Source organism: Microbacterium sp. A8/3-1, assembly GCF_040267695.1.
GTDB lineage: Bacteria > Actinomycetota > Actinomycetes > Actinomycetales > Microbacteriaceae > Microbacterium > Microbacterium luteolum.
On the sequence record NZ_CP158357.1, the window covers coordinates 341633 to 365537 of the forward strand.

General features: G+C 68.8%; 24 protein-coding genes. 21 read left to right on the forward strand and 3 right to left on the reverse strand.

The genetic code is table 11. The annotated features are described in order from the left end of the window. Positions 1-55: 55 nt before the first annotated feature. Both pknB and ABS642_RS01725 read right to left on the reverse strand, forming a co-directional pair. Positions 56-1987 carry a Stk1 family PASTA domain-containing Ser/Thr kinase gene (pknB, locus tag ABS642_RS01720; RefSeq protein WP_282216764.1) on the reverse strand — a complete coding sequence of 644 codons (1932 nt, stop codon included), beginning with the start codon at positions 1985-1987 and terminating at the stop codon, positions 56-58. 78 nt (positions 1988-2065) lie between these two features. Next, positions 2066-3235, reverse strand: coding sequence for a LysM peptidoglycan-binding domain-containing protein (locus ABS642_RS01725; protein ID WP_350352034.1), 1170 nt, complete (start codon positions 3233-3235; stop codon positions 2066-2068). 104 nt (positions 3236-3339) lie between these two features. Here ABS642_RS01725 and ABS642_RS01730 point away from each other — a divergent pair, with 104 nt between their 5' ends. Next, positions 3340-3714 (forward strand): Rv2175c family DNA-binding protein, encoded by a 375-nt coding sequence (locus ABS642_RS01730; RefSeq protein ID WP_282216766.1) that lies wholly within the window; start codon positions 3340-3342, stop codon positions 3712-3714. Between the two features lie 13 nt (positions 3715-3727). On the opposite strand, the gene ABS642_RS01735 is transcribed toward ABS642_RS01730, so the two are convergent. Next, positions 3728-4828 (reverse strand): polyprenyl synthetase family protein, encoded by a 1101-nt coding sequence (locus ABS642_RS01735; RefSeq protein WP_350352035.1) that lies wholly within the window; start codon positions 4826-4828, stop codon positions 3728-3730. Positions 4829-4913: 85 nt separating this feature from the next. Here ABS642_RS01735 and ABS642_RS01740 point away from each other — a divergent pair, with 85 nt between their 5' ends. The 20 genes from ABS642_RS01740 to ABS642_RS01835 all read left to right on the forward strand — a co-directional run bounded on the left by ABS642_RS01740 (position 4914) and on the right by ABS642_RS01835 (position 23894). Beyond that, positions 4914-5288 carry a DUF3040 domain-containing protein gene (locus tag ABS642_RS01740; protein ID WP_282216768.1) on the forward strand — a complete coding sequence of 125 codons (375 nt, stop codon included), beginning with the start codon at positions 4914-4916 and terminating at the stop codon, positions 5286-5288. Positions 5289-5567: 279 nt separating this feature from the next. Further along, positions 5568-5999, forward strand: a complete 432-nt coding sequence (gene mraZ / locus ABS642_RS01745; protein WP_028501511.1) for a division/cell wall cluster transcriptional repressor MraZ — start codon at positions 5568-5570, stop codon at positions 5997-5999. A 102-nt stretch (positions 6000-6101) separates the two neighbouring features. Next, positions 6102-7040 (forward strand): 16S rRNA (cytosine(1402)-N(4))-methyltransferase RsmH, encoded by a 939-nt coding sequence (gene rsmH, locus ABS642_RS01750; protein ID WP_350352036.1) that lies wholly within the window; start codon positions 6102-6104, stop codon positions 7038-7040. Beyond that, a complete protein-coding gene (locus ABS642_RS01755) occupies positions 7037-7597 on the forward strand; it encodes a hypothetical protein (protein WP_350352037.1) in 561 nt (186 codons plus the stop codon). Before rsmH ends, ABS642_RS01755 begins: the two co-directional genes overlap by 4 nt. Before the next feature lie 37 nt (positions 7598-7634). Further along, on the forward strand, positions 7635-9401 hold the full coding sequence (locus ABS642_RS01760) for a penicillin-binding protein 2 (RefSeq protein ID WP_350352038.1): 1767 nt from the start codon (positions 7635-7637) through the stop codon (positions 9399-9401). A gap of 27 nt (positions 9402-9428) precedes the next feature. After that, on the forward strand, positions 9429-10841 hold the full coding sequence (murF, locus tag ABS642_RS01765; RefSeq protein ID WP_350352039.1) for a UDP-N-acetylmuramoyl-tripeptide--D-alanyl-D-alanine ligase: 1413 nt from the start codon (positions 9429-9431) through the stop codon (positions 10839-10841). Then, the gene (gene mraY / locus ABS642_RS01770; protein ID WP_282216773.1) at positions 10838-11944 is read left to right on the forward strand and encodes a phospho-N-acetylmuramoyl-pentapeptide-transferase; all 1107 of its coding nucleotides are present in this window, start codon (positions 10838-10840) and stop codon (positions 11942-11944) included. Before murF ends, mraY begins: the two co-directional genes overlap by 4 nt. After that, complete coding sequence (murD, locus tag ABS642_RS01775) at positions 11934-13469, forward strand: UDP-N-acetylmuramoyl-L-alanine--D-glutamate ligase (RefSeq protein ID WP_350352040.1); 1536 nt, start codon at positions 11934-11936, stop codon at positions 13467-13469. Before mraY ends, murD begins: the two co-directional genes overlap by 11 nt. After that, complete coding sequence (gene ftsW / locus ABS642_RS01780; protein ID WP_350352041.1) at positions 13438-14643, forward strand: putative lipid II flippase FtsW; 1206 nt, start codon at positions 13438-13440, stop codon at positions 14641-14643. Before murD ends, ftsW begins: the two co-directional genes overlap by 32 nt. Then, a complete protein-coding gene (locus ABS642_RS01785) occupies positions 14640-15716 on the forward strand; it encodes a UDP-N-acetylglucosamine--N-acetylmuramyl-(pentapeptide) pyrophosphoryl-undecaprenol N-acetylglucosamine transferase (RefSeq protein ID WP_350352042.1) in 1077 nt (358 codons plus the stop codon). The genes ftsW and ABS642_RS01785 overlap by 4 nt, the downstream gene beginning before the upstream one ends. 40 nt (positions 15717-15756) lie before the next feature. Then, positions 15757-17157 (forward strand): UDP-N-acetylmuramate--L-alanine ligase, encoded by a 1401-nt coding sequence (gene murC, locus ABS642_RS01790; protein WP_350352043.1) that lies wholly within the window; start codon positions 15757-15759, stop codon positions 17155-17157. Positions 17158-17160: 3 nt separating this feature from the next. Next, complete coding sequence (locus ABS642_RS01795) at positions 17161-18087, forward strand: FtsQ-type POTRA domain-containing protein (RefSeq protein ID WP_350352044.1); 927 nt, start codon at positions 17161-17163, stop codon at positions 18085-18087. Between the two features lie 184 nt (positions 18088-18271). Then, the gene (ftsZ, locus tag ABS642_RS01800) at positions 18272-19417 is read left to right on the forward strand and encodes a cell division protein FtsZ (protein WP_282216779.1); all 1146 of its coding nucleotides are present in this window, start codon (positions 18272-18274) and stop codon (positions 19415-19417) included. Next, positions 19414-20124 (forward strand): YggS family pyridoxal phosphate-dependent enzyme, encoded by a 711-nt coding sequence (locus ABS642_RS01805; protein WP_350352045.1) that lies wholly within the window; start codon positions 19414-19416, stop codon positions 20122-20124. The genes ftsZ and ABS642_RS01805 overlap by 4 nt, the downstream gene beginning before the upstream one ends. Before the next feature lie 42 nt (positions 20125-20166). Further along, on the forward strand, positions 20167-20658 hold the full coding sequence (gene sepF / locus ABS642_RS01810; protein WP_350352046.1) for a cell division protein SepF: 492 nt from the start codon (positions 20167-20169) through the stop codon (positions 20656-20658). A 3-nt stretch (positions 20659-20661) separates the two neighbouring features. Further along, positions 20662-20958 carry a YggT family protein gene (locus tag ABS642_RS01815; protein ID WP_282216782.1) on the forward strand — a complete coding sequence of 99 codons (297 nt, stop codon included), beginning with the start codon at positions 20662-20664 and terminating at the stop codon, positions 20956-20958. A gap of 156 nt (positions 20959-21114) precedes the next feature. Continuing rightward, positions 21115-21717 (forward strand): DivIVA domain-containing protein, encoded by a 603-nt coding sequence (locus ABS642_RS01820; protein ID WP_282216783.1) that lies wholly within the window; start codon positions 21115-21117, stop codon positions 21715-21717. 96 nt (positions 21718-21813) lie between these two features. After that, entirely contained in the window at positions 21814-22323 is a 510-nt protein-coding gene (locus ABS642_RS01825; RefSeq protein WP_350352047.1) for a signal peptidase II, read from the forward strand. A gap of 2 nt (positions 22324-22325) precedes the next feature. Further along, positions 22326-23246, forward strand: a complete 921-nt coding sequence (locus ABS642_RS01830) for an RluA family pseudouridine synthase (RefSeq protein WP_350352048.1) — start codon at positions 22326-22328, stop codon at positions 23244-23246. A gap of 48 nt (positions 23247-23294) precedes the next feature. Next, positions 23295-23894: a GNAT family N-acetyltransferase gene (locus tag ABS642_RS01835; protein ID WP_350352049.1), complete on the forward strand. Its 600-nt coding sequence runs from the start codon at positions 23295-23297 to the stop codon at positions 23892-23894. Positions 23895-23905 lie beyond the last annotated feature (11 nt).

Consider the following 23905-nt stretch of genomic DNA (forward strand, 5'->3'; position numbering starts at 1 on the left):
CGATGATCGGGAGGGCGGGTTCTCTGCGTCAGGCGTGCGTCCTTCGCGTCGCCGGTCAACCGGCGGCGAACACGCGCACCTCGCTCCCGCGCACGCGGGATTCTCCGGCCTTCGGATCCGTGCGCGTCGCGGTGAAGATGTCCCAGACGAGTTCCGGTGCTGCGGTGACCGGCTTGAACCCGGCGTCCTGCAGCTGCTTCACGGCATCGCGGATCGAGATGCCGGACACGTCAGGGATCTCGATGGGCTCGGGCCCCAGGGAGACGATCAGTCGCACATCGTCGCCGGGGCGCCAGTTTCCGGACTCGGTGCGCTCCGCGTAGCCGATGACCCGGCCCTCGGCGATCGTGTCGCTGTACTGGTCGACGCGTTCGTCGAGGACGTTCAGGCCCTTGTCGGTCAATGCCTGGGTCGCCTGCTGGACCGACGTGTCCGCGACGTCGGGCAGAGACCCGAGCGACACGTAGAGCTCGACGGAGTCCGCCTCGAAGAGATCGCACCCCTCGCCGCAGTCGTAGGTGTCTCCTCCGCCGCGCGGCGTCACGTACGCGTTGATGACGATGCCCTCGTCGGCATCCGAGAACAGCTCCAGCGTCTCATCGGGGACCGTGACGTTCAGTCCGTCCAGATAGGCGCGTGCGTCGTCCTCTGTCTTGCCGTTGAGCGTCTCGATCGTGTGGGGCTGGGGACCGAGCGAGATCAGCACAGTGACCTCCCCGTTCTTCTCCAGCCGGTCGCCCGCCTGCGGATCGGTGCGGATCGCCAGATCCTTCGCGACGTCGACCGAGTACTCCTCCCCGCGCACAGGGGTGAGTCCCTCGGCGGTGAGCGCCTCGGCGGCCTGGTCGTACGTCGAGCCTGCGACGTCGGGAACGGCGATCAGCGACCCCGGACCCGAGCCGAACCACCAGCCGACTCCGCCCGCGAGGACCGCGAGGAGCAGCACGAGGGTGAGCAGGAACGCGCCGCGCGCTCGTCGACGCGATGCACGACGACGCAGGACCGTCGCATTGTCGATGGGCGCGGGCACCGGCGCCGTCGGGTCGGCGATGACCATCGTTCCGGGCATCACCTTGGTCAGGTCGCCCGAGTCGCCCTGGCTGCGCTGCGACATCGTCGCGGCTGCGACGGCCGGAGCGATACCGAGCTCGCGCTCGATCTCGCGCAGGCGGTCGAGCATCTGCTGCGCGTCGTCGGGACGCTCGTCCGGCGACTTCTCAGTCGCCCAGAGGACGAGCTCGTCGAGCGGCTCGGGAACGGCAGGATTGCGCACGCTCGGACGGGGGACCGACTCTGTGGCGTGCTGGAAGGCGATCTGCATCGGCTGCTCGCCCTTGTACGGCTGCTCGCCGACCAGCATCTCGTAGAGCATGATGCCGAGCGCATAGATGTCGCTCCGGGCATCGGCGGTGCCGCGGGTCACGAGCTCCGGGGCCAGGTAGGCGATCGTGCCGAGCAGCTGCTGCCCGGTCGCGGTGTTCGCCGTCGTCGCCCTGGCGAGGCCGAAGTCCCCGATCTTGATCCGTCCGTCCTCCGCGAGGAGCACGTTCTCCGGCTTCACATCGCGGTGCACGATCCCGGCGCGGTGCGCGGCGGAGAGCCCGGCGAGGATCGCGTCCATGATCGTGATCGTCTGCGGGATCGTCAGGCGCTTCTGCTCGCGCAGCAGCTCACGGAGAGTGATGCCCGGCAGGTACTCCATCACGAGGTAGGCGAGTTCGCCGTCCTGACCCTGGTCGAACACGTTCACCACGTGCGGATCGGCGAGTCGGGCGGCGGCCCGCGCCTCCTGGATGAAGCGGCTCTGGAAGGCGGAGTCGTCGCTGAGGTGCGCGTGCATCACCTTGAGAGCGATGCGTCGTTCGAGGCGGAGGTCCGTCGCGACGTAGACCGTGGCCATCCCGCCGCGGGCGATGCGCGCCCGTACGCGGTAGCGGCCGTCGACAAGCCGCCCGATGAGGGGGTCGGCCTGATGATTGGTCGTCACGTCAGAATTCTATGGAGAACTGCCTGAAAGACAGGGGAACGGCTCACCCCTGGGGGCTGTGGGTTTTCCGAACGCGGCTCAACCATGCAGGGCGAGCCAGGCGTAGGCCTGCGCTTCCCACTGGCCGTACTTGTCCGGATACGCCGAGATCTGCACGGCCTGGGCGGCATCCGTGAACGTCATGCTCTCCCATCCGGGGATGTCGAGGAGGCCGCGCGTCGTGAGGCCGTTGGGGTCGTTCGACCCTCCGTAGAACACCCGGGTGCTGCGGTCCGCGTCCATGATCTGCTCGGGGGAGCCCCAACCGGTGCTCGGGCGCTGCTGGAAGATTCCGAGCGAGTCGCGGTCGCCCCAGTCGAGATTGCGCAGCCCCGATTCGACCATGCCGGTCGCGAGGGCGATGGCGACGGCCCGGTCCGAGGCGCCGAGCTCTCGTCCGATGCGGATGATCAGCGCGGCGTTCGCTGCCTGCTCATCCGTGAGGGCGGTCGCCTCCGGAGCAGCGACTGCGGCGGCGGGTGCGGGTGCCGGAGCTCCCTGCACCGCGATCGTCTGTCCCGGGTAGATGATCGAGGACCCATCGAGGCCGTTCAGCGCGAACAGCGCCTGCGTCGTCGTGCCGTAGGCCTGAGCGATCCCGAAGACGGTGTCACCGGCGACCACGACGTGCGTCGCGGTCGCCGTCGTCGTCACCGGGACAGCGGCCGGTGCCGCAGCGGCAGGAGCGGCGCTGCCGGAGACGGCGAGAGCCTGGCCCGGATAGATGACGGAGTCGCGCGTCAGTCCGTTCGCGGCGAGGACCGCGTCGACCGTGGTGCCGTACTGCGCCGCGATCGCGTACACGGTGTCGCCGGCGACGACGGTGTGGATCGTCGCCGCGGGCGCCACGGCTTCCACAGCGGCGGGGGCGGCGGCGGCAACGGCCGGAGCCTGCAGGATCAGCGTCTGCCCGGGGTAGATGACCGAACGCCAGGAGAGGCCGTTCCAGGTCAGCACGTCGACCGTCGGGAGCCCGAACCGTTCGGCGATCGCCGCGACCGTGTCGCCGGGCTGCACCACGTACGCGGCGGGTGGCGCTTCGGCGGGAACGAGCCCGAGCGGAGTGAAGCGCTGGCGCTCCACGGTGCTGGGCGCTGAGGCGGCTTCCGCCGGCGCGGCGACCAGGGTTCCTGCCAGTGCGCCGATCACGGCGGCGGGCAAGCCGAGCTGAAGATATCGCGTGCGACGCGTGGCGGTGTTCTGTCTCAAGGGTCCCCCTTTTCGAGCACTTCACGCTGACACGGATGTAAACAGAAGTCAACAGAAGTGACACAAGTGAAGGATGTGACTGGAGTGCCGACATGCGGCATCGGATGGGAGGTGAGATAGTGGGCAACGTGTCTGAGAACGTTGTGGAAACCCCTGCCGTCGAGTGGCTGACCATGCCCGACCTCGTCGAGGTGCTGGACGAGCCGCTCGGCCGTGTCCGTCGCCTGATCGACGACCACTACCTCGTCGGCTCGCGACGCAGCGGCGTGTTCGCGGTTCCCTCGATCTTCATCGTCGACGGGAATCCGCTGAGCTCCCTGCGCGGGACCATCATCGTGCTGCAGGACGCGGGCTTCACCGACGACGAGCTGATCGACTGGCTCCTGGAGGAAGAGGAGAGCCTCGGCCGGTCGCCGATCGCCGCACTCCTCGCCGGGCACAAGAGCGCGGTCCGTCGACTCGCTCGCACGCTGGCCTGAGGGGCGGGAAGCCTCAGGCCGACCGCACGGTGGCCGCGCGAGCGAGATCGCGCAGTTCGCCGACCGCCGCGTTGTCCAGGCGTGCACCCGAGAGTGCGCGATCGGCTTCACGGGCATAGTCGGAGATCATCGTCTCGACGCGCTCCAGCGCTCCGGAATCCGCGATCGTCGCCTGCACGAACGACACCTGCTGCGCGGAGAGCTCCGGGTCGCCGAGCATCTCGTCGAGGAGGTTCCGCGCCGAGGAATCCAGCGCCTCCCTGGTGAGCGCGACGAGGACGGTCCGCTTCCCCTCCCGCAGGTCGTCGCCCGCGGGCTTGCCGGTGACGGAGGAATCGCCGTAGACGCCGAGGATGTCGTCGCGCAGCTGGAAGGCCATGCCGACGGGGTGTCCGAAGCTCCGCAGCGCCGCCATCTGATCCTGCTCGGCGCCGGCGAGTGCTCCGCCGAGCGCGAGGGGCTGCTCGATGCTGTAGCGGGCCGACTTGAGCGAGACCACGCGCAGCGCGCGCTCGGCGTGCAGTCCTCCGTCGTTCACGCTCCAGGCCGATTCCTCCGCGATGTCGAGGTACTGCCCCGTCGTGACATCGCGACGCATCCGGGCATACTCCCTCCGCACGGTCCGGGCGTGGGGGTGTCCCTCCAAGGCGGATTCCAGCAGGTCGTCGCTCCAGGCGACGAGGAGGTCCCCGAGCAGCACGGCGGAGGCGCGGCCGAAGGGCTCGGCGTCACCCGCCCACCCGGCTTCACGGTGCGAAGCCTCCAGCGCCCTGTGGGCAGCGGGCCGACCGCGACGCGTGTCGGAGTTGTCGATCAGATCGTCGTGGACGAGCGCGGCCGACTGGAAGATCTCCAGGGCGGCGCACGTGTCCCAGAGGGCGTCGGCCTCCGCGGCGTCGCGGTCCCGGAATCGGGCGACGGCTCGCCAACCGGCGTGGCAGAAACGGGCACGAAGCCGCTTCCCGCCGACGAGGGTCCGGGCGGCGGCATCGAGGAACCCCGCCGCCTCCGGGCCGTACTCGAGGGCTTCGGTGCGCATCAGCGCGAGGAAGCGGTCCAGGCGAGCGGCGACGGCGTCGGGTACGGAGGAGGGGGACGGCACGACTCCCAGCATACGTAAAGCAAGGAGGGGGCGATCGGCTAGCCTCGGACGCCTCCTCGCGCGTAGAATGGAAGGCACAATACCCGAGGGGGACGAAATGCCACTCTCCGAACAGGAGCAGCGTCTGCTCGACGAGATGGAACGCCATCTCCTCCACAACGACGCCGATGTCGTGAGCGCGCCGTCAGGCGATCGCACATTGAGCTATCGCAACCTCGTCTACGGTGCCCTCCTGCTCCTCGCCGGTGTCGGCGGCCTCGTCGCCGGCGTCATCATCGGTGACGTCTGGGGAATCGTCGTCGGTGTCATCGGCTTCGCAGCGATGCTCGCCGGAGTCATGGTCGCCGTGACCCCGGTGCGCCGCACGACCCCGGCCGCACCCCGTGAGCGATCCGCCACGAAGCAGCCGAGTTCGGCCTCCTTCATGGATCGCATGAACGATCGCTGGGATCGCCGCCAAGACGGACGCTGATCCCGCCCCACCAACTCTGAAGCCCGGATGCTGAGCATCCGGGCTTTTCTGCGTCTGCGGACGTGTGCGCGATGCCGCGAGGCGTGATTCCGCTCCACCGGTCCTCCACCGTTCCTCCACCTGCCCTCCACCGTGCTCCACCGCGGAATTCCGCGGATCTCGGGCACGCGTGTCGATGGCAACGCGGAATACTCGGGGATCCATCGTAGGTTTGTGGAGGAAAGTGGAGTAAAGTGGGGCGCACCTCGAGTTGGCCGGACGCAGAGGGGGTGATGGCCGATGTTGCTGGGAACGCATTCTCCGAAACTGGACGACAAAGGACGGGTCATCCTTCCTGCGAAGTTCCGCGAGGACCTCGGCGGCGGCATCGTCGTCACGCGTGGCCAGGAACGCTGCCTCTACGTCTTCAGCACGGCCGAGTTCGAGGCGATGCACGAGCGGATCCGCCAGGCGCCGCTCGCCAACAAGCAGGCGCGTGACTTCATGCGTCTGTTCCTCTCCGGTGCGAGTGCGGAGATGCCCGACAGCCAGAACCGCATCACCATCCCCGTCCACCTGCGCCAGTACGCAGGACTGCAGAAGGAACTCATCGTCACCGGAGTCGGCGCCCACGCCGAGATCTGGGATGCCGAGAGCTGGAACGCCTACCTCGCCGCCGGCGAGGAGACCTACTCCGATCTCGAGCAGGAGGTGATTCCGGGACTCTTCTGACCACGGCTGTGATGCCCCGCCGCTCCCGCCCCGACACACTTCCCCGGTGCCGGGTCGCGAAGCGGAGGGGGATCAGAGCCGAAGGTCACCCCGAGAAAGATCATGAACCTCCGCGACATACACACCCCCGTCCTGCTCGACCGCTGCGTCGAGCTGCTCGCCCCCGCCCTCCAGGCGGACGGAGCGGTGCTCGTCGACGCCACGCTCGGCATGGGCGGCCACTCCGAAGCACTGCTCGAGCGCTTCCCCCGCATCCGCCTCATCGGCCTCGACCGCGACACGGATGCGCTGCGCATCGCGGGGGAGCGGCTCACCCGCTTCCGCGATCGCGTCACCCTCGTGCACACGGTGTACGACGAGATCGGGCTCCACGCTCAGGGCGCGGCCGGCATCCTCTTCGATCTCGGCGTCTCCTCGCTCCAGCTCGACGAGGCGGAGCGAGGCTTCGCCTACTCCAAGGACGCCCCGCTCGACATGCGGATGGATCAGACCAACGGGATCACCGCCGCCGACGTCATCGCGACGTACAGCGAGGGCAACCTCCGCCGCATCTTCGAGCGCTACGGCGAGGAGAAGCTCGCCGGCCGCTACGCGCGCTTCATCATCGAGGCCCGCCAGAAGCAGCCGATCACCCGTTCGGGTGAGCTGGTCGAGATCCTCCAGGCCGCGACCCCGGCGGCCGCTCAGCGCGCCGGACACCCGGCGAAGCGCGTCTTCCAGGCGCTGCGCATCGAGGTCAACACCGAGCTGAACGTGCTCGCCGACGCGATTCCCTCGGCCATGGACGCCCTGAGCGTCGGAGGGCGCATCGTCGTGATGTCGTATCAGTCGCTGGAGGACCGCCTCGTGAAGCAGGCGTTCGCGGCCGCCTCCGCGTCGACCGCACCCGCCGGACTTCCGGTGGAGCTCCCCGAACACGCCCCGCGGTTCCGCATCCTCACCAAGGGTGCCGAACTCGCCGACGACGACGAGCGCGCGCGCAATCCGCGCGCGATCCCGGTGCGACTCCGCGCCGCCGAGAAGCTGCGGGAGAGCGCATGAGCCTGAACGCCACGGTCCGCCAGCCGGCGCTGCCGATCGAACCGGCACGCGCACCGCAGCGGCGCCTGCAGCCCGTCACCCGTCCGGCCGCGCGGCGCAAGCCCAAGCTGGCCTACGCACTGATCGCCCTCGGCGGCGCGCTGGCCATCGGTGCCGCGCAGATCGCGCTGTCGCTGGCGATCACGCAGGACTCGTTCGCCCTGGCCGCGCTGTCCTCCCAGCAGAACGAGCTGAACCTGCGGACCCATGCCCTGCAGGAGGAGCTGACCGGTCTGAGCTCCCCGCAGGTGCTCGCGTCCGGCGCGGCCGGCCTGGGGATGGTGGTCGCCGGATCGCCGTCCTATCTCCGCCTGAGCGACGGGGCTGTCTTCGGCACCGGCACGGGCGCGGACTGGAATTCGACCGTCGATCCGCAGGGTTCCGGCGCCGTCGGCAACGTCCTGGTCACGTCACCACCCGTGGACGCGCCGGTCACGGAGGACTCGACCACCGATCAGACGACGCAGGAGCTCCCTCCTTCGATCACCGACGGGCTTCCGAGCCCCACCACGCACTGACTTCCCCCGACCGCCCCTGATCCGACGGAGAGATCGCATGACGACCAGAGCCACGCGCGGACCGCGGCGACGCACGGTCGTCGCCCTCGCCGTCATCCTGACGGTGCTGGCGACCTTCGTCGTGCGCCTCGTCGACATCCAGGTCGTGAGCGCCGACGAGCACGTCGCCGACTCGCTCACGCACCTCGGTGCAGGCTCGACCATCCCCGGTCAGAGGGGCTCGATCGTCGACGCGGGCGGCACCGTGCTGGCCTCCAGCGTGATGGTCTACGACGCGCAGCTCAGCCCTCAGGTGATCATGCTCCTCGAGGACAAGGATCCGGACCTGCCGTGGGCCGAGGCATCCGAGAAGATCGCCGCGGTGACCGGGCAGACCGGGGACGAGGTCCGCACGATCGTCGCCGACGCCCTCGCCCTCGACTCCGAGAGCCAGTACGCACCGCTCAAGAAGTCGCTGACCACCGAGCAGTACATCCAGCTCCGCGACCTGAAGCTCAAGTACCTGCACTTCGAGGCCAGGGAGACCCGGGTCTATCCGAACGGGGCCGTGGCGGGGAACATCCTCGGCTTCCTCGACAACACCGGCACGGCACAGGCCGGTATCGAGGAGATGGAGGAGAGCTGCCTCGCCCCTGTCGACGGCGAGGAGTCCTACCGCACCGGCAAGGACGGCATCGTCATCCCCGGCAGCGAGCGCCTGGTGGAAGCGGTGAACGGCGGGACCGTGCAGCTGACCATCAACAGCGACCTCAACTGGTACCTGCAGCAGATGATCGCCGAAGAGGCGCAGGACCAGGGCGCGAAGGGCGGCACGGTGACGGTCGTCGAGGTCAAGACGGGCAAGATCCGCGCCGCGGCCGAATGGCCCGCGATGGACCCCAACGACCTGGACTCCTCGACGCCGGAGACGCGGTACAGCCAGATCTTCCACAAGGACTTCGAGCCCGGCTCCACCTTCAAGGCCATCACGGCCGCCGCGGCGATCGAGGGCGCCGGCCTCTCGCCGTGGAGCACCGCGTCGGCCTCCTCCCGTGAGACGTTCCCGAACGGTGCGGTGATCAACGACTCCTTCACGCACCCGGAGTTCAACTACACGCTGGCGGGCGCCCTCATCGACTCCTCGAACGTGGCGCTGTCGAAGTTCGGCACCACGGTCAGCCCCGAGGTCCGCTACGACTACCTGCAGCGCTTCGGCGTCGGCGAGAAGACGCTCGGCTTCCCCTCCGAGGTCGCCGGCCTGCTGCACCCCGTCAGCGAGTGGGACAACCAGTCGCTGTACACGACCACCTTCGGCCAGTATTTCTCCGTGACCTCGCCGCAGCTCGCCGGGGCCTACCAGGCGATCGCGAACGGCGGCGAGAAGATCGACCTCTCGCTGATCGAGTCCTGCACCGGGGCGGACGGCACCGTCGTGACACCCGATGCGCCGGCGCACGAGCAGGTCGTGACCGAGCAGACGGCGGCGCAGCTGACGCGGATGCTCGAGAACGTCGCCGTGCAGGGCGGCAACGCCGACCGGATCCAGGTCCCCGGGTACCGGGTGACCAGCAAGACCGGTACGGCGCAGGTGTCCGACGGCAACGGCGGCTACAAGGAGGGTGTGTACTACACCAGCATGGTGGGGTTCGCGCCGGTCGATGACCCGCAGTACGTGGTCGTGGTGACCCTCGACGAGCCGACTAAGGTTGTATCGTCCGCGGCCACCGCATCCGCCTTCCAGAAGGCGATGACCCAGGTGATGAAGACCTATCGCGTGATACCGTCCACTGTTCCGATGGACGAGCTGCTTCCCAAATTCGGATAGCCGGCGAGAGCCGCGCCTGGAGATGACATGATCGCCCTGACGCTCGCTGAGATCGCCGCCGTTGTCGGTGGTGAACTGCGCGTCGCTCGAGAGGACACGGCCGAGACGGTCGTCGACGGCATCGTCGACACCGACTCGCGCATGATGGAACCCGGTTCGATCTTCGTGGCGAAGCCCGGCGCCGAGACCGACGGGCACCGATTCGTCGGCGCTGCGGTGGAGGCCGGAGCCGTCCTCGCGATCGTCGAGCACGTCGTGGACGTTCCCGTTTCGCAGATCGTGGTCCCCGACGCGGTCGCCTCACTCGGCGACCTCGCCAGGGAGGTGGTGGCCCGTGTCCGCGCAGGCGGCGGCCTCCGCATCGTCGGCATCACCGGCTCGAACGGCAAGACGACCACGAAGAACTTCCTGGCGCGCATCCTGGAGGACGAGGGCGAGACCGTCGCGCCCGTCCGATCGTTCAACAACGAGGTCGGCGCTCCGGTCACGATGCTGCGCGTGACGCACGGCACGCGGTTCCTGGTGAGCGAGTTCGGGGCGGCGGCGCCGGGGAGCATCGCGCACCTCGCGGGTCTCGTCACGCCCGACGTGGCCGTCGTCCTGATGGTGGGCATGGCCCACGCCGGCGGCTTCGGCGGCATCGAGGCGACCGCGACTGCGAAGGCCGAGCTGGTGGCTGCGGCGAAGAGCTCCGGAACCGCCGTGCTGAACGTCGACGATTCCCGCGTCTCCGCCATGCAGGAGCTCGCGCGGTCGCGCGGCATGCGCGTGGTCGGATTCGGACAGGGCACGGCGGCGGACGTGCGCGCGCACGACATCCAGGTGACGGCATCCGGTACCACCTGCGAGATCGAATCGGCCGGCGAGCGGATGCCGTTGCGCCTGCAGGTCCTCGGAGCGCATCACATCACGAACGCGCTGGCCGCGATCGCCGCGGCCGGCGTGCTCGGAGTCCCGCTCGCCGACGCCGTCGCGCGCCTCGAGACCGTGGAGATCGCCGAGCGCTGGCGGATGCAGCCCCTGGGCGGCGATCGTGTGCGCATCATCAACGACGCCTACAACGCCAGCCCCGACTCGATGGCTGCCGCATTGCGCACGCTCGCGCAGATCACCGGTCCTGACGAGCGCACCGTCGCGGTGCTCGGGGCGATGAGCGAACTCGGCGAGAGCGCGGGGGAGGAGCACGATCGGATCGGGCTCCTCGCGGTGCGCCTGAACATCCAGCGGATCGTCGTCGTGGGGCCCGAGGCCAGACGGCTCTACCTCGCCGCGGTCGGTGAGGGGTCCTGGGACAGCGAGGCCGTGCATCTGCCCGACCAGGACGCGGCGTTCGAGTATCTGCGCACCGAGCTCCGTGACGGAGACCGCGTGCTCGTGAAGTCATCCAATTCCGTGGGCCTCCGGCATCTCGGCGATCGTCTGGGAGAATTGTTCTCGTGAGGTCTCTCATCATGGCGGCGGCGATCTCGCTCGCCTTCACCCTGTTCCTGACTCCCGTGTTCCTCCGGCTCTTCCGGAAGTGGGGGTGGGGGCAGGTCATCCGCACCCCGGAAGAGGTCGAGAACCCGAGCCACGAGGCGAAGCGCGGCACTCCGACGATGGGCGGGGTCATCTTCATCGCCGGTTCGATCGTCGGCTACTTCACCGGTGTCTTCGTCAGCGGCGAGGTGCCGGCGCTCTCCGCGCTCCTGGTGATCTGGCTGATGGTCGGCTTCGGCGTCGTCGGCTTCATCGACGACTACATGAAGGTGCGCAGTCAGCGCAGCCTCGGCCTGTCCGGATGGCGCAAGATCATCGGCCAGCTGCTGGTCATCATCCCCTTCGGCATCGTGGCGCTGAACTTCCCGAACAAGTTCGGGCAGACCCCTGCCAGCGGGGCGATCTCGCTGTTCCGCGACTTCACCTGGCTCGATCTGTTCGCGTTCGGGGTCATCCTCGGCTGGATCCTGTACCTCGCCTGGATCTCGATCATCGGCGTCGCGACCTCGAACAGTGTGAACCTGACGGACGGCCTCGACGGTCTGGCAGCAGGAGCAGGCGTGATCGTGGTCGGCGCCTACAGCCTGATCGCGTTCTGGCAGTTCAAGCAGCCCTGCATCGGCGGGGATCCCGACGCCCTCGGCGGGTGCTACGAGGTGCGCGATCCGTTCAACCTCGCGATCATCTCCGCGTCGTTCGCGGCTGGCCTCATCGGCTTCCTGTGGTGGAACGCCCCCAAGGCCAAGGTCTTCATGGGCGACGTCGGATCGATGGCGATCGGTGGCGTGATCACCGCGATGGCGATCCTGACCCGCACGGAACTGCTGCTCCTCGTGATCGCCGGCGTGTTCGTCCTCGCCTCCGGTTCGGTGATCCTGCAGCGCACCTACTTCAAGATCACTCGCGGCAAGCGGCTGTTCCTGATGAGTCCGTTCCATCACCACCTCGAGATGCGCGGCTGGTCGGAGATCACGATCGTCGTGCGCATGTGGATCATCGCGGGTCTGCTCGCGGTGTCGGCCGTCGGCCTGTTCTACGTGGAATGGCTCACGCGTGTCGGCTGACCGGCTGAGCGCCCTCACGAGCTGGAACGCCGAATGGACCGGGCTCCGCGCGGCGGTGCTCGGCCTGTCCATGACGGGATTCTCGGTGGCGGACACGCTCGCCGAGCTCGGCGCCGAGGTCCTCGTCCTCAGCGAGTCCGCCGAGGAGGAGTACGAGCGGCTGCTCCCCGTGATCGGCGCGGAGCTCGAACTGGGTTCCCTCGCCGAGGTCCCCGCTGCCCTCGTGGAGTTCCTTCCCGATGTCGTGATCGCCTCGCCGGGGTTCGCGCCGTCGCACCCGGTGATCCGGTGGGCGCAGGATGCCGGCATCGCGATCTGGGGTGACATCGAACTCGCCTGGCGCGTGCGCGACAAGGTCCTCCGTGACGACGGCACTCCGGCCGACTGGGTGCTCATCACCGGGACGAACGGCAAGACGACGACGACGCAGCTCACCGCGTCTCTGCTCGTGGAGGGCGGCCTCCGAGCCGCGCCCTGCGGCAACATCGGAGTTCCCGTCCTCGACGCCGTGCGGGATCCGGCGGGATTCGACGTGCTCGTCGTCGAACTGTCCAGTCACCAGCTCTGGTACCTGGGGCAGTCGCGTCCGGAGGGCGAGCTGTACCCCTACGCCTCGGTCTGCCTCAACCTCGCCGATGATCATCTGGTCTGGCACGGGAGCGCCGCGGCCTACCGCGACGCCAAGGCGGTCGTCTACCGCAACACCCGTGTCGCCTGCGTCTACAACAAGGCGGATGCCGCCACCCGCCGCATGGTCGAGGAGGCGGAGGTGGTCGAGGGTGCGCGCGCCATCGGCTTCGACCTCGGCATCCCCGGCCCGAGCGACCTGGGCATCGTGGAGGGACTGGTCGTCGATCGCGCCTTCCTCGACGACCGCTCCCGCAGCGCGCTCGAACTGACGACGATCGCGGATCTCGATCGTGCAGGCCTCGCCGCCCCGCACATCGTGCAGAACATCCTCGCCGCGAGCGCTCTCGCGCGATCGCTGGGCACGGAACCGGAGGCGATCCACGCGGCCCTGCAGCGCTTCGAGCTCGACGCGCATCGCATCCAGGTCATCGCCAGGCATTCGGGCGTGATCTGGGTCGACGACTCGAAGGCCACGAACCCGCATGCGGCGGCATCGTCGCTGCGCGCCTACCCCGGTGCGGTCTGGATCGTCGGCGGAGATCTCAAGGGCGTCGACATCGCAGAACTGGTCGCCGACGTCGGATCCACGGCCCGCGCAGCCGTCGTGATCGGGGTCGAACGAGGTGACGTCGTCGCGGCATTCCGACGACACGCGCCCGTGGTCCCGGTGTTCGAGGTCGATGCTGGCGAGACTGGTCAGGTCATGAACCGTGTCGTGGAGATCGCGGCGGGGATCGTCGGCGACGAGGGCACGGTTCTGCTGGCCCCGGCGGCGGCATCCTTCGACCAGTTCTCCAGCTACGCGGACCGTGGCCATCGCTTCGCCGAGGCGGTGCGGGACTGGATCGACCGGGGGAGCGCGGATGACGCAGGTATCCCGCCCTCCGCGGTCTGAGTCCGGCGGACTCGCAGCCCGGGTCTCCCTCGGGCGCCGGTTCACGCCGGTGTCGACCGAGTTCCTGCTCATCGCGTCGACGGCGCTGCTGCTGACCCTCTTCGGTCTCGTGATGGTGCTGTCCGCGACCAGCGCGACCGCGGTCGCCGATGGTGCGAACCCGATGGACGGCGCACTGCGTCAGGGTGTGTTCGCCCTGCTCGGCATCCCGCTGATGTTCCTGATCAGCCGCCTGCCGATCGCGTTCCTGAAGAAGATGGCCTGGCCCGCGCTCTTCGGCGCCGTCGCCCTCCAGATGCTCGTGTTCACGCCTCTCGGCATCGCCGACGGCGGAAACCGGAACTGGATCATGATCGCCGGCTTCACGCTCCAGCCGTCCGAGTTCCTCAAGCTCGCTCTCGCGCTGTGGATCGCGGCCGTCCTGCTCCGCAAGCGCACGATGCTCGGCACCTGGCACCACGTGTTCATCCCGGTCATCCCGGTCGGTGCGCTGGCGATCGGAACCGTGCTGGCGGGCAAGGACCTCGGTACCGCGATGGTGCTCGTGCTCATCCTGCTGGGATGCCTGTTCTTCTCCGGCGTGAAGCTGCGGCTCTTCATCATCCCGGTCGTCATCGGCGTGGTCGCCGTGCTGGCGTACGCGCTCTCGAGCGAGGACCGGATGCGTCGCATCACGGCCACCTGCGACGACATGTCGCTCTACTACACCGACTGCTACCAGTCCATCCACGGCATCTGGGGCATGGCTTCCGGCGGGATCTTCGGACTCGGGCTCGGCAACTCGCAGGAGAAGTACGGGTGGCTTCCGGCGGCCGGCAACGACTTCATCTTCGCGATCGTGGGGGAGGAGCTGGGTCTCATCGGATGCATCGTGGTGCTGGCCCTGTTCACGTTCTTCACGGTCGGCGCCTTCCACATCATCCGCAAGACCGGCGACCCGTTCATCCGCGTCGCCGCTGGCGGCATCACGGTCTGGGTCGTCGGTCAGGCTGTCCTGAACATCGGCGTCGTGATCGGCGTCTTCCCGGTCATGGGAGTCCCGCTCCCGTTCATGTCCCAGGGCGGCACGGCCCTGCTCGCGGTGCTGATCGCGTGCGGCGTGCTGCTCGCGTTCGCGCGCAGCCTCCCCGCGGAGGAGAAGCCCTCAGCCGCAGCGGGTAGGGTCACGAGGTGACTTCGTACCTCCTCGCCGGCGGTGGCACCGCCGGCCATGTGAACCCCCTGCTCGCCGTCGCCGATGCGCTGCGAGAGCGTGACGACGAGGCATCCGTCCTCGTCCTCGGAACCGCCGAAGGGCTGGAGTCACGACTCGTCCCGGAGCGCGGCTACGAGCTGCTCATCGTCGACAAGGTCCCCTTCCCGCGGCGGCCGAACCGCCAGGCCGCGGCGTTCCCCTCCCGCTTCCGTCGCGCCATCGCCCAGGTGCGAGCCCACATCCGCACGCATGGCGTCGACGTCGTCGTCGGCTTCGGCGGCTACGCATCGGCACCCGCCTACGTCGCCGCACGGCGCGAAGGCGTGCCGTTCGTCGTGCACGAGGCCAACGCCAAGCCCGGCCTCGCGAACGTCCTCGGAGCCCGTCGGGCCGCCGGTGTCGGAGTGGCCTTCGCCGGCACCCCGCTCCGCGGCAGCGTAGTCGTCGGGATGCCGCTGCGCCGCGAGGTGATCGCGCTCGATCGTGCGGCGGCGCGCGATGAGGCGGCCACGCATTTCGGACTCGACGCCGATCGTCCGGTCCTCCTCGTCTTCGGGGGCTCTCTGGGCGCTCAGCGGCTCAACGAGGCGATGGCCGACTCCTGGGGCGACGTCCTCGCCGCAGGATGGCAGCTCCTCCACGTCACCGGTGAGCGCAGCGAAACGGTCGACCCGGAGGTGCCCGGCTACGCCCTGCGGCGGTATGTCGACCGCATGGATCTCGCGTTCGCCCTCGCGGATCTGATCGTGTCGCGCTCGGGCTCGGCGACCGTGAGCGAGGTGAGTGCGCTCGGCATCCCGGCGCTGTACGTGCCCTACTCGGTCGGCAACGGAGAGCAGCGACTCAACGCGGCGTCGGCCGTGGCGGCGGGAGCCGCGCAGCTGCTCGACGACGCGACCTTCGACGGCGACGCGGTGCGACGCATCGTCGTCCCCCTGCTCGGCGACCGCGAGCGCATCGATCGGATGGCCGCTGCTGCGGAGAATGTCGGCACCCGCAGTGGGACCGAGAACGTGATCGCCCTGGTCGATCGTGCTCTCGGCGCCGCCTGAGACGGTCGAGACGCCCGAGGAAAAGTAGACTGAACCCGACATGATCAGACCCGACCTCTCCCTCCCGATCCCCGAGACGATCACCTCCGCGCACTTCATCGGCATCGGCGGCTCCGGCATGAGCGGCCTCGCGAGGATGTTCCTCGACGCCGGCATCCGCGTCTCCGGCACCGACCGCGCCGACAGCGACAATCTGCGGGCCCTCGCGGCCGCCGGCGCCACGGTGCACGTCGGCCACGACGCCGCTCACCTCGGCGACGCCGACACCGTCGTGCACACCGGTGCGATCTGGCCCGAGAACCCCGAGTTCGTCACAGCGAAGGAGCGCGGACTGCACGTCATCCACCGCTCGCAGGCGCTGCACTGGCTGATCGGATCCCGCCGCCTCGTCTCGGTCGCGGGCGCGCACGGCAAGACCACATCCACCGGGATGATCGTCACGGCCCTCCGCGAGCTCGGCGAGGACCCGCATTTCGTGAACGGCGGCGTGATCGAGCAGCTCGGCGCGTCGAGCGCGACCGGCACCGGCGACCTCTTCGTGATCGAGGCCGACGAGTCCGACGGCACGTTCCTGCTCTATGACACCGCCGTGGCGCTGATCACCAACGTCGACCCGGACCACCTGGACCACTACGGCTCGGATGAGGCGTTCCACGATGCCTTCGTGCGATTCGCGGATGCCGCCTCCGAGGCGGTCGTGATCTCGAGCGACGACCCGGGAGCGCTGCGGGTGAACGCGGGTCTCTCGCACGCCAACGTCATCACCTTCGGGCAGGCCGAGAGCGCTGATCTCCGGGTCACCGACATCGTCGCAGCCGGACCCGTCGCCGCGACCCTGACGCACGAGGGCGAGAGTGCACGCATGCAGCTCGCCGTCCCCGGCGTGCACAACGCGATCAATGCGGCAGGAGCCGTCGCGGTTCTGCGCGCTCTCGGCCACCCGCTGGCCGAGGCGGTTCGGGCCGTCGAGGGGTTCGCCGGCACCGTGCGCCGACTCGAGCAGCACGGCGTCGAGCGCGGGGTCACCGTGTACGACGACTACTCGCATCACCCGACCGAGGTCCGTGCTGCGCTCGAGGCCATGCGCAGCATCTCCGGCTCCGGGCGGATCATCGCGATCCAGCAGCCGCACACCTACTCGCGCACGCAGCACATGTACCAGGAGTTCGCCGACGTCCTCGAGCAGTTCGCCGATCACACGGTCATGCTCGATGTGTACGGCGCCCGGGAGGACCCGGTTCCCGGGGTCACCGGGGAGCTCGTGAGCGACGCGTTCCGCGACCAGGGGCACGTGCACTACGTCGCCGACTGGCAGCAGGCCGCGGACTACACGGCCACCGTCGCACGCGACGGCGATTTCGTCATCACGCTCGGCTGCGGGAACGTCTACCAGATCATCCCGCAGGTGCTGGAGTCGCTCCGCCGGACCGACGAGGCGTAGCCCATGCGCCGGCCCGCACCGCTTCCGACCGCCCCGGAGGGCAAGGGGCAGAAGGACGCCGCGCCGGAAGGGGAGACCCGCCCGCGCCGCCGTGAGCGTGCGGAGGCGGAATCCGCCGTCGTCGAGATCGAGCCCGGAACGACGTCGGTCGAGCCCGGCGTCGAGGGGCCGCAGCCGACCTCGACCGGGGACGTGTGGCGTGCCGCGCGTGCGCGGCGGAAGGCGCTCCGCGCCGAGATCCGGCGGTTCACCCAGCGCTCGCGTCGGCGGAGGATCATCAGGCTCGGCAGCATCGGTGCCGTCCTCCTGCTCATCGGCGGGAGCGTCGCCGCCGCATACAGCCCGCTCTTCGCCGTCGAGAAGATCACCGTGGCCGGTACCACGACGCTCGACCCCGCGGTGATCGAGACCGCCCTCGCCGATCAGATCGGCACCCCACTGGCACTGGTCGACACGAGTGAGGTGAAGGCGGCGCTGCTCGCCTTCCCGCTCATCGAGACCTACGCGCTCGAGGCGAAGCCGCCGCACGATCTCACCGTGCGCATCGTCGAGCGCACACCGGTGGGCGTCATCCGATCCGATGCCGGATACACCCTGGTGGATGCGGCCGGTGTCGCACTCGCCACGACGTCGGATCAGCCGGCGGGGCAGCCGATCATCGAGGTCGAGGGCGGCGTCGATTCGAAGGCGTTCGAGAGCGCGGGGCTCGTCGTGCGCGCGCTTCCCGCAGGCATCCGGAGCGCGCTCACCGGCGTGAGCGCCTCGACGGTCGATGACGTGACGCTGACGCTCAGCACCGGTCTCACGGTCGTGTGGGGGAGCGCGGAGGACTCCGGTCTCAAAGCGATCGCACTCGCGAGCGCGATGAACGCGAACCTCTGGGCGACGTCGATCGACGTCACCTCGCCCAAGGTCGCCGTCGTCGGCTGACGGCTTTCGGCGGGAATGGCGCGACACGCCCGTGTCGCTGCGCTCCCGCGGGCATGCGGCGCTTACCTTCGATCTCAGGGAACGCAATACCGGGAAATACTTTACACCTCTAGTTGAGGTTTAAGGTTCAACCCCCGCACTCTCTCGACAACGAACGCAAGGCTCGACTAATCGGAGGCCGGCCATGAGCCAGAACCAGAACTACCTCGCCGTGATCAAGGTCGTCGGCGTCGGCGGTGGCGGCGTCAACGCCGTGAACCGCATGATCGACCTCGGCCTTCGCGGAGTCGAGTTCATCGCTGTGAACACCGACGCGCAGGCGCTGCTGATGAGCGACGCCGACGTCAAGCTCGACGTGGGCCGCGAGCTCACCCGCGGTCTCGGCGCCGGCGCGGACCCCGAGGTGGGACGACGCGCCGCCGAGGACCACGCCGAGGAGATCGAGCAGGCGCTGACCGGGGCCGACATGGTCTTCGTGACCGCCGGCGAGGGCGGTGGCACCGGAACCGGTGGCGCTCCGGTCGTCGCGCGCATCGCGAAGTCGATCGGCGCCCTCACGATCGGTGTCGTGACCAAGCCGTTCTCCTTCGAGGGTCGCCGCCGGCAGAGCCAGGCCGAGGCGGGCGTCGCGAAGCTCAAGGAAGAGGTCGACACCCTCATCGTGGTGCCGAACGACCGGCTTCTCGAGATCAGCGACCGCGGCATCTCGATGATCGAGGCGTTCGCGACCGCTGACCAGGTGCTCCTTGCCGGTGTGCAGGGCATCACCGACCTGATCACGACCCCCGGACTCATCAACCTCGACTTCGCCGACGTCAAGTCGGTCATGCAGGGTGCAGGCTCCGCGCTCATGGGCATCGGCTCTGCGCGCGGAGCCGACCGGGCGATCAAGGCCGCCGAGCTGGCGGTCGAGTCGCCGCTGCTCGAGGCGAGCATCGAGGGTGCGCACGGAGTGCTCCTCTCGATCCAGGGCGGGTCGAACCTCGGCATCTTCGAGATCCATGACGCTGCGGACCTCGTCAAGGAGGCCGCGCACCCGGAGGCGAACATCATCTTCGGTACGGTCATCGATGACACGCTCGGCGACGAGGTGCGCGTGACCGTGATCGCGGCCGGCTTCGACGGCGGAGAGCCGTCGCTGCGGCTCGACCCGATGGTCGTCTCCCGTCCCGCCGCCACGACGCTTCCCGAGGTCGCCCTGACGGAGGCCGAGGAGCCGGCGAAGACCGAGACCGTGGAGCCCGCGCCCGTCCAGCAGCGCGTGCCGGCCACGAGCATCGAGCCGGCGTTCGCGGATGACGACATCGACATCCCCGAATTCCTGAAGTGACGGACGAGGCGGCCGAGGCCCCGCAGCAGTCGGGCCTGGCCGCGCGGCTGTCGGCGATCGATGAGCGCATCGCCGACGCCGCGCGACGGGCTGACCGCGACCCCGCCGAGATCACCCGGATCGTCGTCACGAAGTTCCACCCCGCCTCCCTGGTGACGGAGCTGCAGGCCCTGGGCGTGCGCGAGGTCGGCGAGAACCGCCAGCAGGAGCTCTCGGCCAAACAGGCGGAGCTCGCCGCGTTGGATCTGCGCTGGCACTTCATCGGGCAGGGGCAGACGAACAAGGCCGCCGCGATACGGCGGAGCGCCGACGTCGTGCACTCCGTAGACCGCAGCCGACTCGCCGATGCATTGCATCGCGCCGCGGTGGACGACGACCTGCTCGACGTTCTCGTGCAGGTCAATCTCACGGATGACGCGGGGCGGGGCGGTGTCGCACCGGCCGAGGCCCGCGCTCTCGCCGAGCACGTCCTGACTCTGCCGTCCCTTCGTCTGCGCGGCGTGATGGCGGTGGCCCCTCTTGACGAGGAGCCGGCGTCGGCGTTCGCCCGCCTTCGTGACATCGCCGAGGAGATCCGCACGGTCGAGCCCTCGGCCACCTGGATCTCCGCGGGCATGACGGGCGACTTCGTCGAGGCCGTCGCCGCAGGCGCGACACACCTGCGGATCGGCTCCGCAATCACCGGACCCCGCCCCGACCGGGGTTAACCTGTGAACAGACCACCCCAAACGTTCGAACCGGAGGACACGATGGGTAACCCGCTGAAGAAGACCATGGTGTATCTCGGCCTCGCCGACGAGGAAGAGGTCTACGAGGAGGAGACGCAGGCTCCCGCCCGCGCCCACCGCGAACGTGACCGCGACCGCGACCGCGATCGTGACCGCGAGGAGTCGGCTCCGGCTCCCGTGACGCCGCTGCGTCGCCCGGTCGCCGTCCGCCAGCCCGCTGCCGGCACGGTGAACGAGATCCTCACGGTGCACCCGAAGCAGTACCGCGACGCTCAGCTGATCGCGGAGAGCTTCCGCGAGGGCGTTCCGGTCATCATCAACCTCTCCCAGATGAGCGACGCCGACGCGCGTCGTCTGATCGATTTCGCCAGCGGCCTCTCGCTCGGGCTCTACGGCCGCATCGAGCGTGTGACCTCGAAGGTCTTCCTGCTCTCGCCGGAGAACATCGCGGTGTCGGGCCAAGGGGGAATCGCGCACGCGGACGCTGAGTCCGCGGGCTTCGACCAGTCGTAACCCGTGGAGCTGGTCTCCGTCGTCGCCAGCATCATCCATCTGGTGCTGCTGCTGTACGTCTTCGTGCTCTTCGCGCGTCTGATCCTGGACTACATCCCGATGTTCAATCGGGAATGGCGTCCGAAGGGATTCGGTCTCGTCGTCGCAGAGGCCGTCTACACGGTCACCGATCCGCCGATCCGGTTCTTCCGGCGGATCATCCCTCCGTTGCGGATCGGCTCTCTGTCGTTGGACTTCGGGTTCGCGTTGACGATGCTGATCGTCCTGGTACTCATGAACATCGTGGGATTGTTCATCTGACCGACCGGCGTGTTCTCGCGCCCTGGGTGTCGTGACATCGCGACGCCAAGGCATCGGGACTATGCTGGCACCCAGGTGCGCGCCCCGGGTTCGCGCCACATAAAGACCGCGCCATATTCGATACTGGCAACCGAACTCATCGAAAGAGGAGCCATCATGGCACTTACCCCGGATGACGTCGTCACCAAGCAGTTCCAGCACGTCCGCTTCAAGGACGGCTTCGACCCGGACGAGGTGGACGACTTCCTCGACGAGATCGTCATCGAGTGGCGCAAGGCTCTCGAGGAGAACGTCGAGCTGAAGGCCAAGCTGGCCGCCTACGAGTCCGGTGCGGCTCCCGAGGCCGCTGCCGCTCCTGCGGCGCCCGTCGTCGCCGAGGCGCCTGCGGCTCCCGTCGCCGAGGTTCCGGCCGAGCCTGCTCCGTCGGGTTCCGCCACCGCGACCGCCGGCATCATCGAGCTGGCTCAGCGCCTGCACGACGAGCACGTCGCCGAGGGCGAGGCGAAGCGCAACCAGCTGATCGCCGACGCCGAGGCCGAGGTCGGCCGCATCCGCAGCGAGGCCGAGGCCAAGCAGCGCGAAGAGGCCGCACGTCTGGAGCGCGAGCGCAACACGCTCGAGGCCCGGATCACCGAGCTCCGCAACTTCGAGCGCGACTACCGGTCGCAACTGCGCGGCTACATCGAGGGTCAGCTTCGCGACCTCGACGAGAAGTCGGCTTCCACGGACTCCACGCCGGTCTCCGCGATCGGCCTGTAAGGCGCCCTCTTGTCAGGACGTCGTCCCCTTCGTCGGTCGGCGGCCGGTGCGATCGTTGCGATTCTCGCAGCGGTGGTGCTGGCCGCCGATCAGTTTGTGAAGCACCTCACGATCGAGAACCTTCCTCTGCATGAGGTCGTGCCCGTACTCGGAGAGTTCCTTCAGCTGTATTACATCCGCAACTCGGGCGCGGCGTTCTCGCTCGGCAGCGGCGTGACCTGGATCTTCACCATCGCTCTGAGCGTCGTCGCCGCCGTGATCATCTGGAAGGCCTTCAACGTCCAGTCGCGATGGTGGGCGGTCGTCCTCGGCGCGCTTCTCGGCGGCGTGCTCGGCAACCTCACCGACCGTCTGTTCCGCGAGCCGGGTTTCGGCAACGGTCACGTCGTCGACATGATCTCGATGCCCTGGATGATGCCGGCGATCTTCAACGTCGCGGACATCTTCATCGTGACCGGGATGATCTCGGTCGCACTGCTCGTCGTGCTCGGCCTTCGCTTCGACGGGACCCGGGAGCGGGATCATGCGCCGGTCGAGACCGACGAGGAGGCTGAAGCCGCCGCCGTCGCCGCCGAGGATCCCTCGTCACCGTCGGACGGTCGCTGACAGTGGAATCGCGGTCCCTTCCCGTCCCCGACGGCATGGATGGCGAGCGCGTCGACGCCGCGCTCGCGCGCATGCTCGGCTTCTCACGCACCTTCGCCGCCGATGTCGCCTCTGCAGGCGGAGTGCAGCTCGACGGCGTCGTGCTGGACAAGTCGGACCGCCTGCGCAGCGGTGCATGGCTCGAGGTGGAGTGGCAGCCCAAGGAGGCGCCGCGGATCATCCCGATCGCCGTGCCTGAGCTCGGCATCGTCTACGACGATGACGACATCGTCGTGGTCGACAAGCCCTCCGGTGTCGCGGCCCATCCGTCCGTCGGATGGGAGGGGCCGACCGTCATCGGCGCCCTCGCTGCCGCGGGATTCCGGATCGCGACCAGCGGTGCGGCCGAGCGTCAGGGTGTCGTCCACCGTCTCGACGTCGGCACGAGCGGACTGATGGTCGTCGCGAAGACCGAGGCCGCGTACACGGCGCTCAAGCACGCCTTCAAGGAACGCACGGTCGAGAAGATCTACCATGCGGTCGTGCAGGGGCATCCGGATCCGCTCGCCGGCACGATAGAGGCGCCGATCGGTCGCCACCCGAACCACTCCTGGAAGTTCGCGGTCGTGCCGGACGGCAAGCCCTCCGTGACGCACTACGAGACGCTCGAGGCGTTCCCGGGTGCCTCGCTGCTCGAGATCCATCTCGAGACCGGACGCACCCACCAGATCCGCGTGCACATGGCCGCGCATCGGCATCCGTGCGTCGGCGACCCGCTCTACGGCGCCGATCCGACGCTGTCCGCCCGGCTCGGCCTGACGCGCCAGTGGCTGCACGCGCACCAGCTGGCCTTCACGCACCCGGCGACGGGGGAGTGGGTGCAATTCGAGTCGCCGTATCCTGCGGACTTCCAGCACGCGCTCGACGTCCTGCGCGGAGAGTAGTCCGCGCTTCTCCACGGTGATGTCGTCCGCGTGCGACACACTGGGCGCATGAGCATCGAGGTGCGTCCGGCGACCGTGTTCGACGACGTCGCGACACTGGTCGGTCCGAAGAATCCGACGTCGAATGTCTGCTTCTGCCTGAGCTATCGCATCGGCAGCAAGGAGAACGTCGCGCTGAAAGGCACGGCGCGCGCCGACCGGGTGAGGGAGCTGTGCCATCAGGATCCGCCGCCGGGTGTGATCGCCTACCTCGACGACGAGCCGGTCGGCTGGGCGGCGGTGCATCCGCGGAGGGATACGAGCTTCGCGCGCAATCGGCTCATCCCGCACATCGACGACCTCGACGTCTGGTCGCTGTGGTGTCTCAGGGTGCGGCCAGGGCACCGCAAGCAGGGCATCTCGCACGCCCTGATCGAGGGCTCCGTCGCCTACGCGAAGAAACGCGGTGCGCCGGCGATCGAGGGGTATCCCGTCGACAACCGCGGCGAGAAGGTGAACCTCACGATGGCGTACGTCGGCACGAGGGGGCTGTTCGAAGACGCGGGCTTCACGAAAGCGGCCGACACGGACTCGGTTCTCGACGGCTTTCCCCGGGTGCTGATGAGACTCGATCTGGGGAAGTCGAGGAAGTCGTCGAAGAAAACGTGAACCCATCGAGG

Excerpts from the sequence above, each read along its gene's own strand:
- ABS642_RS01730 (WP_282216766.1), top strand. The coding sequence starts at position 3,340 with ATGGGAGGTGAGATAGTGGGCAACGTGTCTGAGAACGTTGTGGAAACC.
- ABS642_RS01735 (WP_350352035.1), bottom strand. The coding sequence starts at position 4,828 with ATGCTGGGAGTCGTGCCGTCCCCCTCCTCCGTACCCGACGCCGTCGCC.
- ABS642_RS01740 (WP_282216768.1), top strand. The coding sequence starts at position 4,914 with ATGCCACTCTCCGAACAGGAGCAGCGTCTGCTCGACGAGATGGAACGC.
- mraZ (WP_028501511.1), top strand. The coding sequence starts at position 5,568 with ATGTTGCTGGGAACGCATTCTCCGAAACTGGACGACAAAGGACGGGTC.
- rsmH (WP_350352036.1), top strand. The coding sequence starts at position 6,102 with ATGAACCTCCGCGACATACACACCCCCGTCCTGCTCGACCGCTGCGTC.
- ABS642_RS01755 (WP_350352037.1), top strand. The coding sequence starts at position 7,037 with ATGAGCCTGAACGCCACGGTCCGCCAGCCGGCGCTGCCGATCGAACCG.
- ABS642_RS01760 (WP_350352038.1), top strand. The coding sequence starts at position 7,635 with ATGACGACCAGAGCCACGCGCGGACCGCGGCGACGCACGGTCGTCGCC.
- murF (WP_350352039.1), top strand. The coding sequence starts at position 9,429 with ATGATCGCCCTGACGCTCGCTGAGATCGCCGCCGTTGTCGGTGGTGAA.
- ftsW (WP_350352041.1), top strand. The coding sequence starts at position 13,438 with ATGACGCAGGTATCCCGCCCTCCGCGGTCTGAGTCCGGCGGACTCGCA.
- murC (WP_350352043.1), top strand. The coding sequence starts at position 15,757 with ATGATCAGACCCGACCTCTCCCTCCCGATCCCCGAGACGATCACCTCC.
- ABS642_RS01795 (WP_350352044.1), top strand. The coding sequence starts at position 17,161 with ATGCGCCGGCCCGCACCGCTTCCGACCGCCCCGGAGGGCAAGGGGCAG.
- ftsZ (WP_282216779.1), top strand. The coding sequence starts at position 18,272 with ATGAGCCAGAACCAGAACTACCTCGCCGTGATCAAGGTCGTCGGCGTC.
- sepF (WP_350352046.1), top strand. The coding sequence starts at position 20,167 with ATGGGTAACCCGCTGAAGAAGACCATGGTGTATCTCGGCCTCGCCGAC.
- ABS642_RS01820 (WP_282216783.1), top strand. The coding sequence starts at position 21,115 with ATGGCACTTACCCCGGATGACGTCGTCACCAAGCAGTTCCAGCACGTC.
- ABS642_RS01835 (WP_350352049.1), top strand. The coding sequence starts at position 23,295 with ATGAGCATCGAGGTGCGTCCGGCGACCGTGTTCGACGACGTCGCGACA.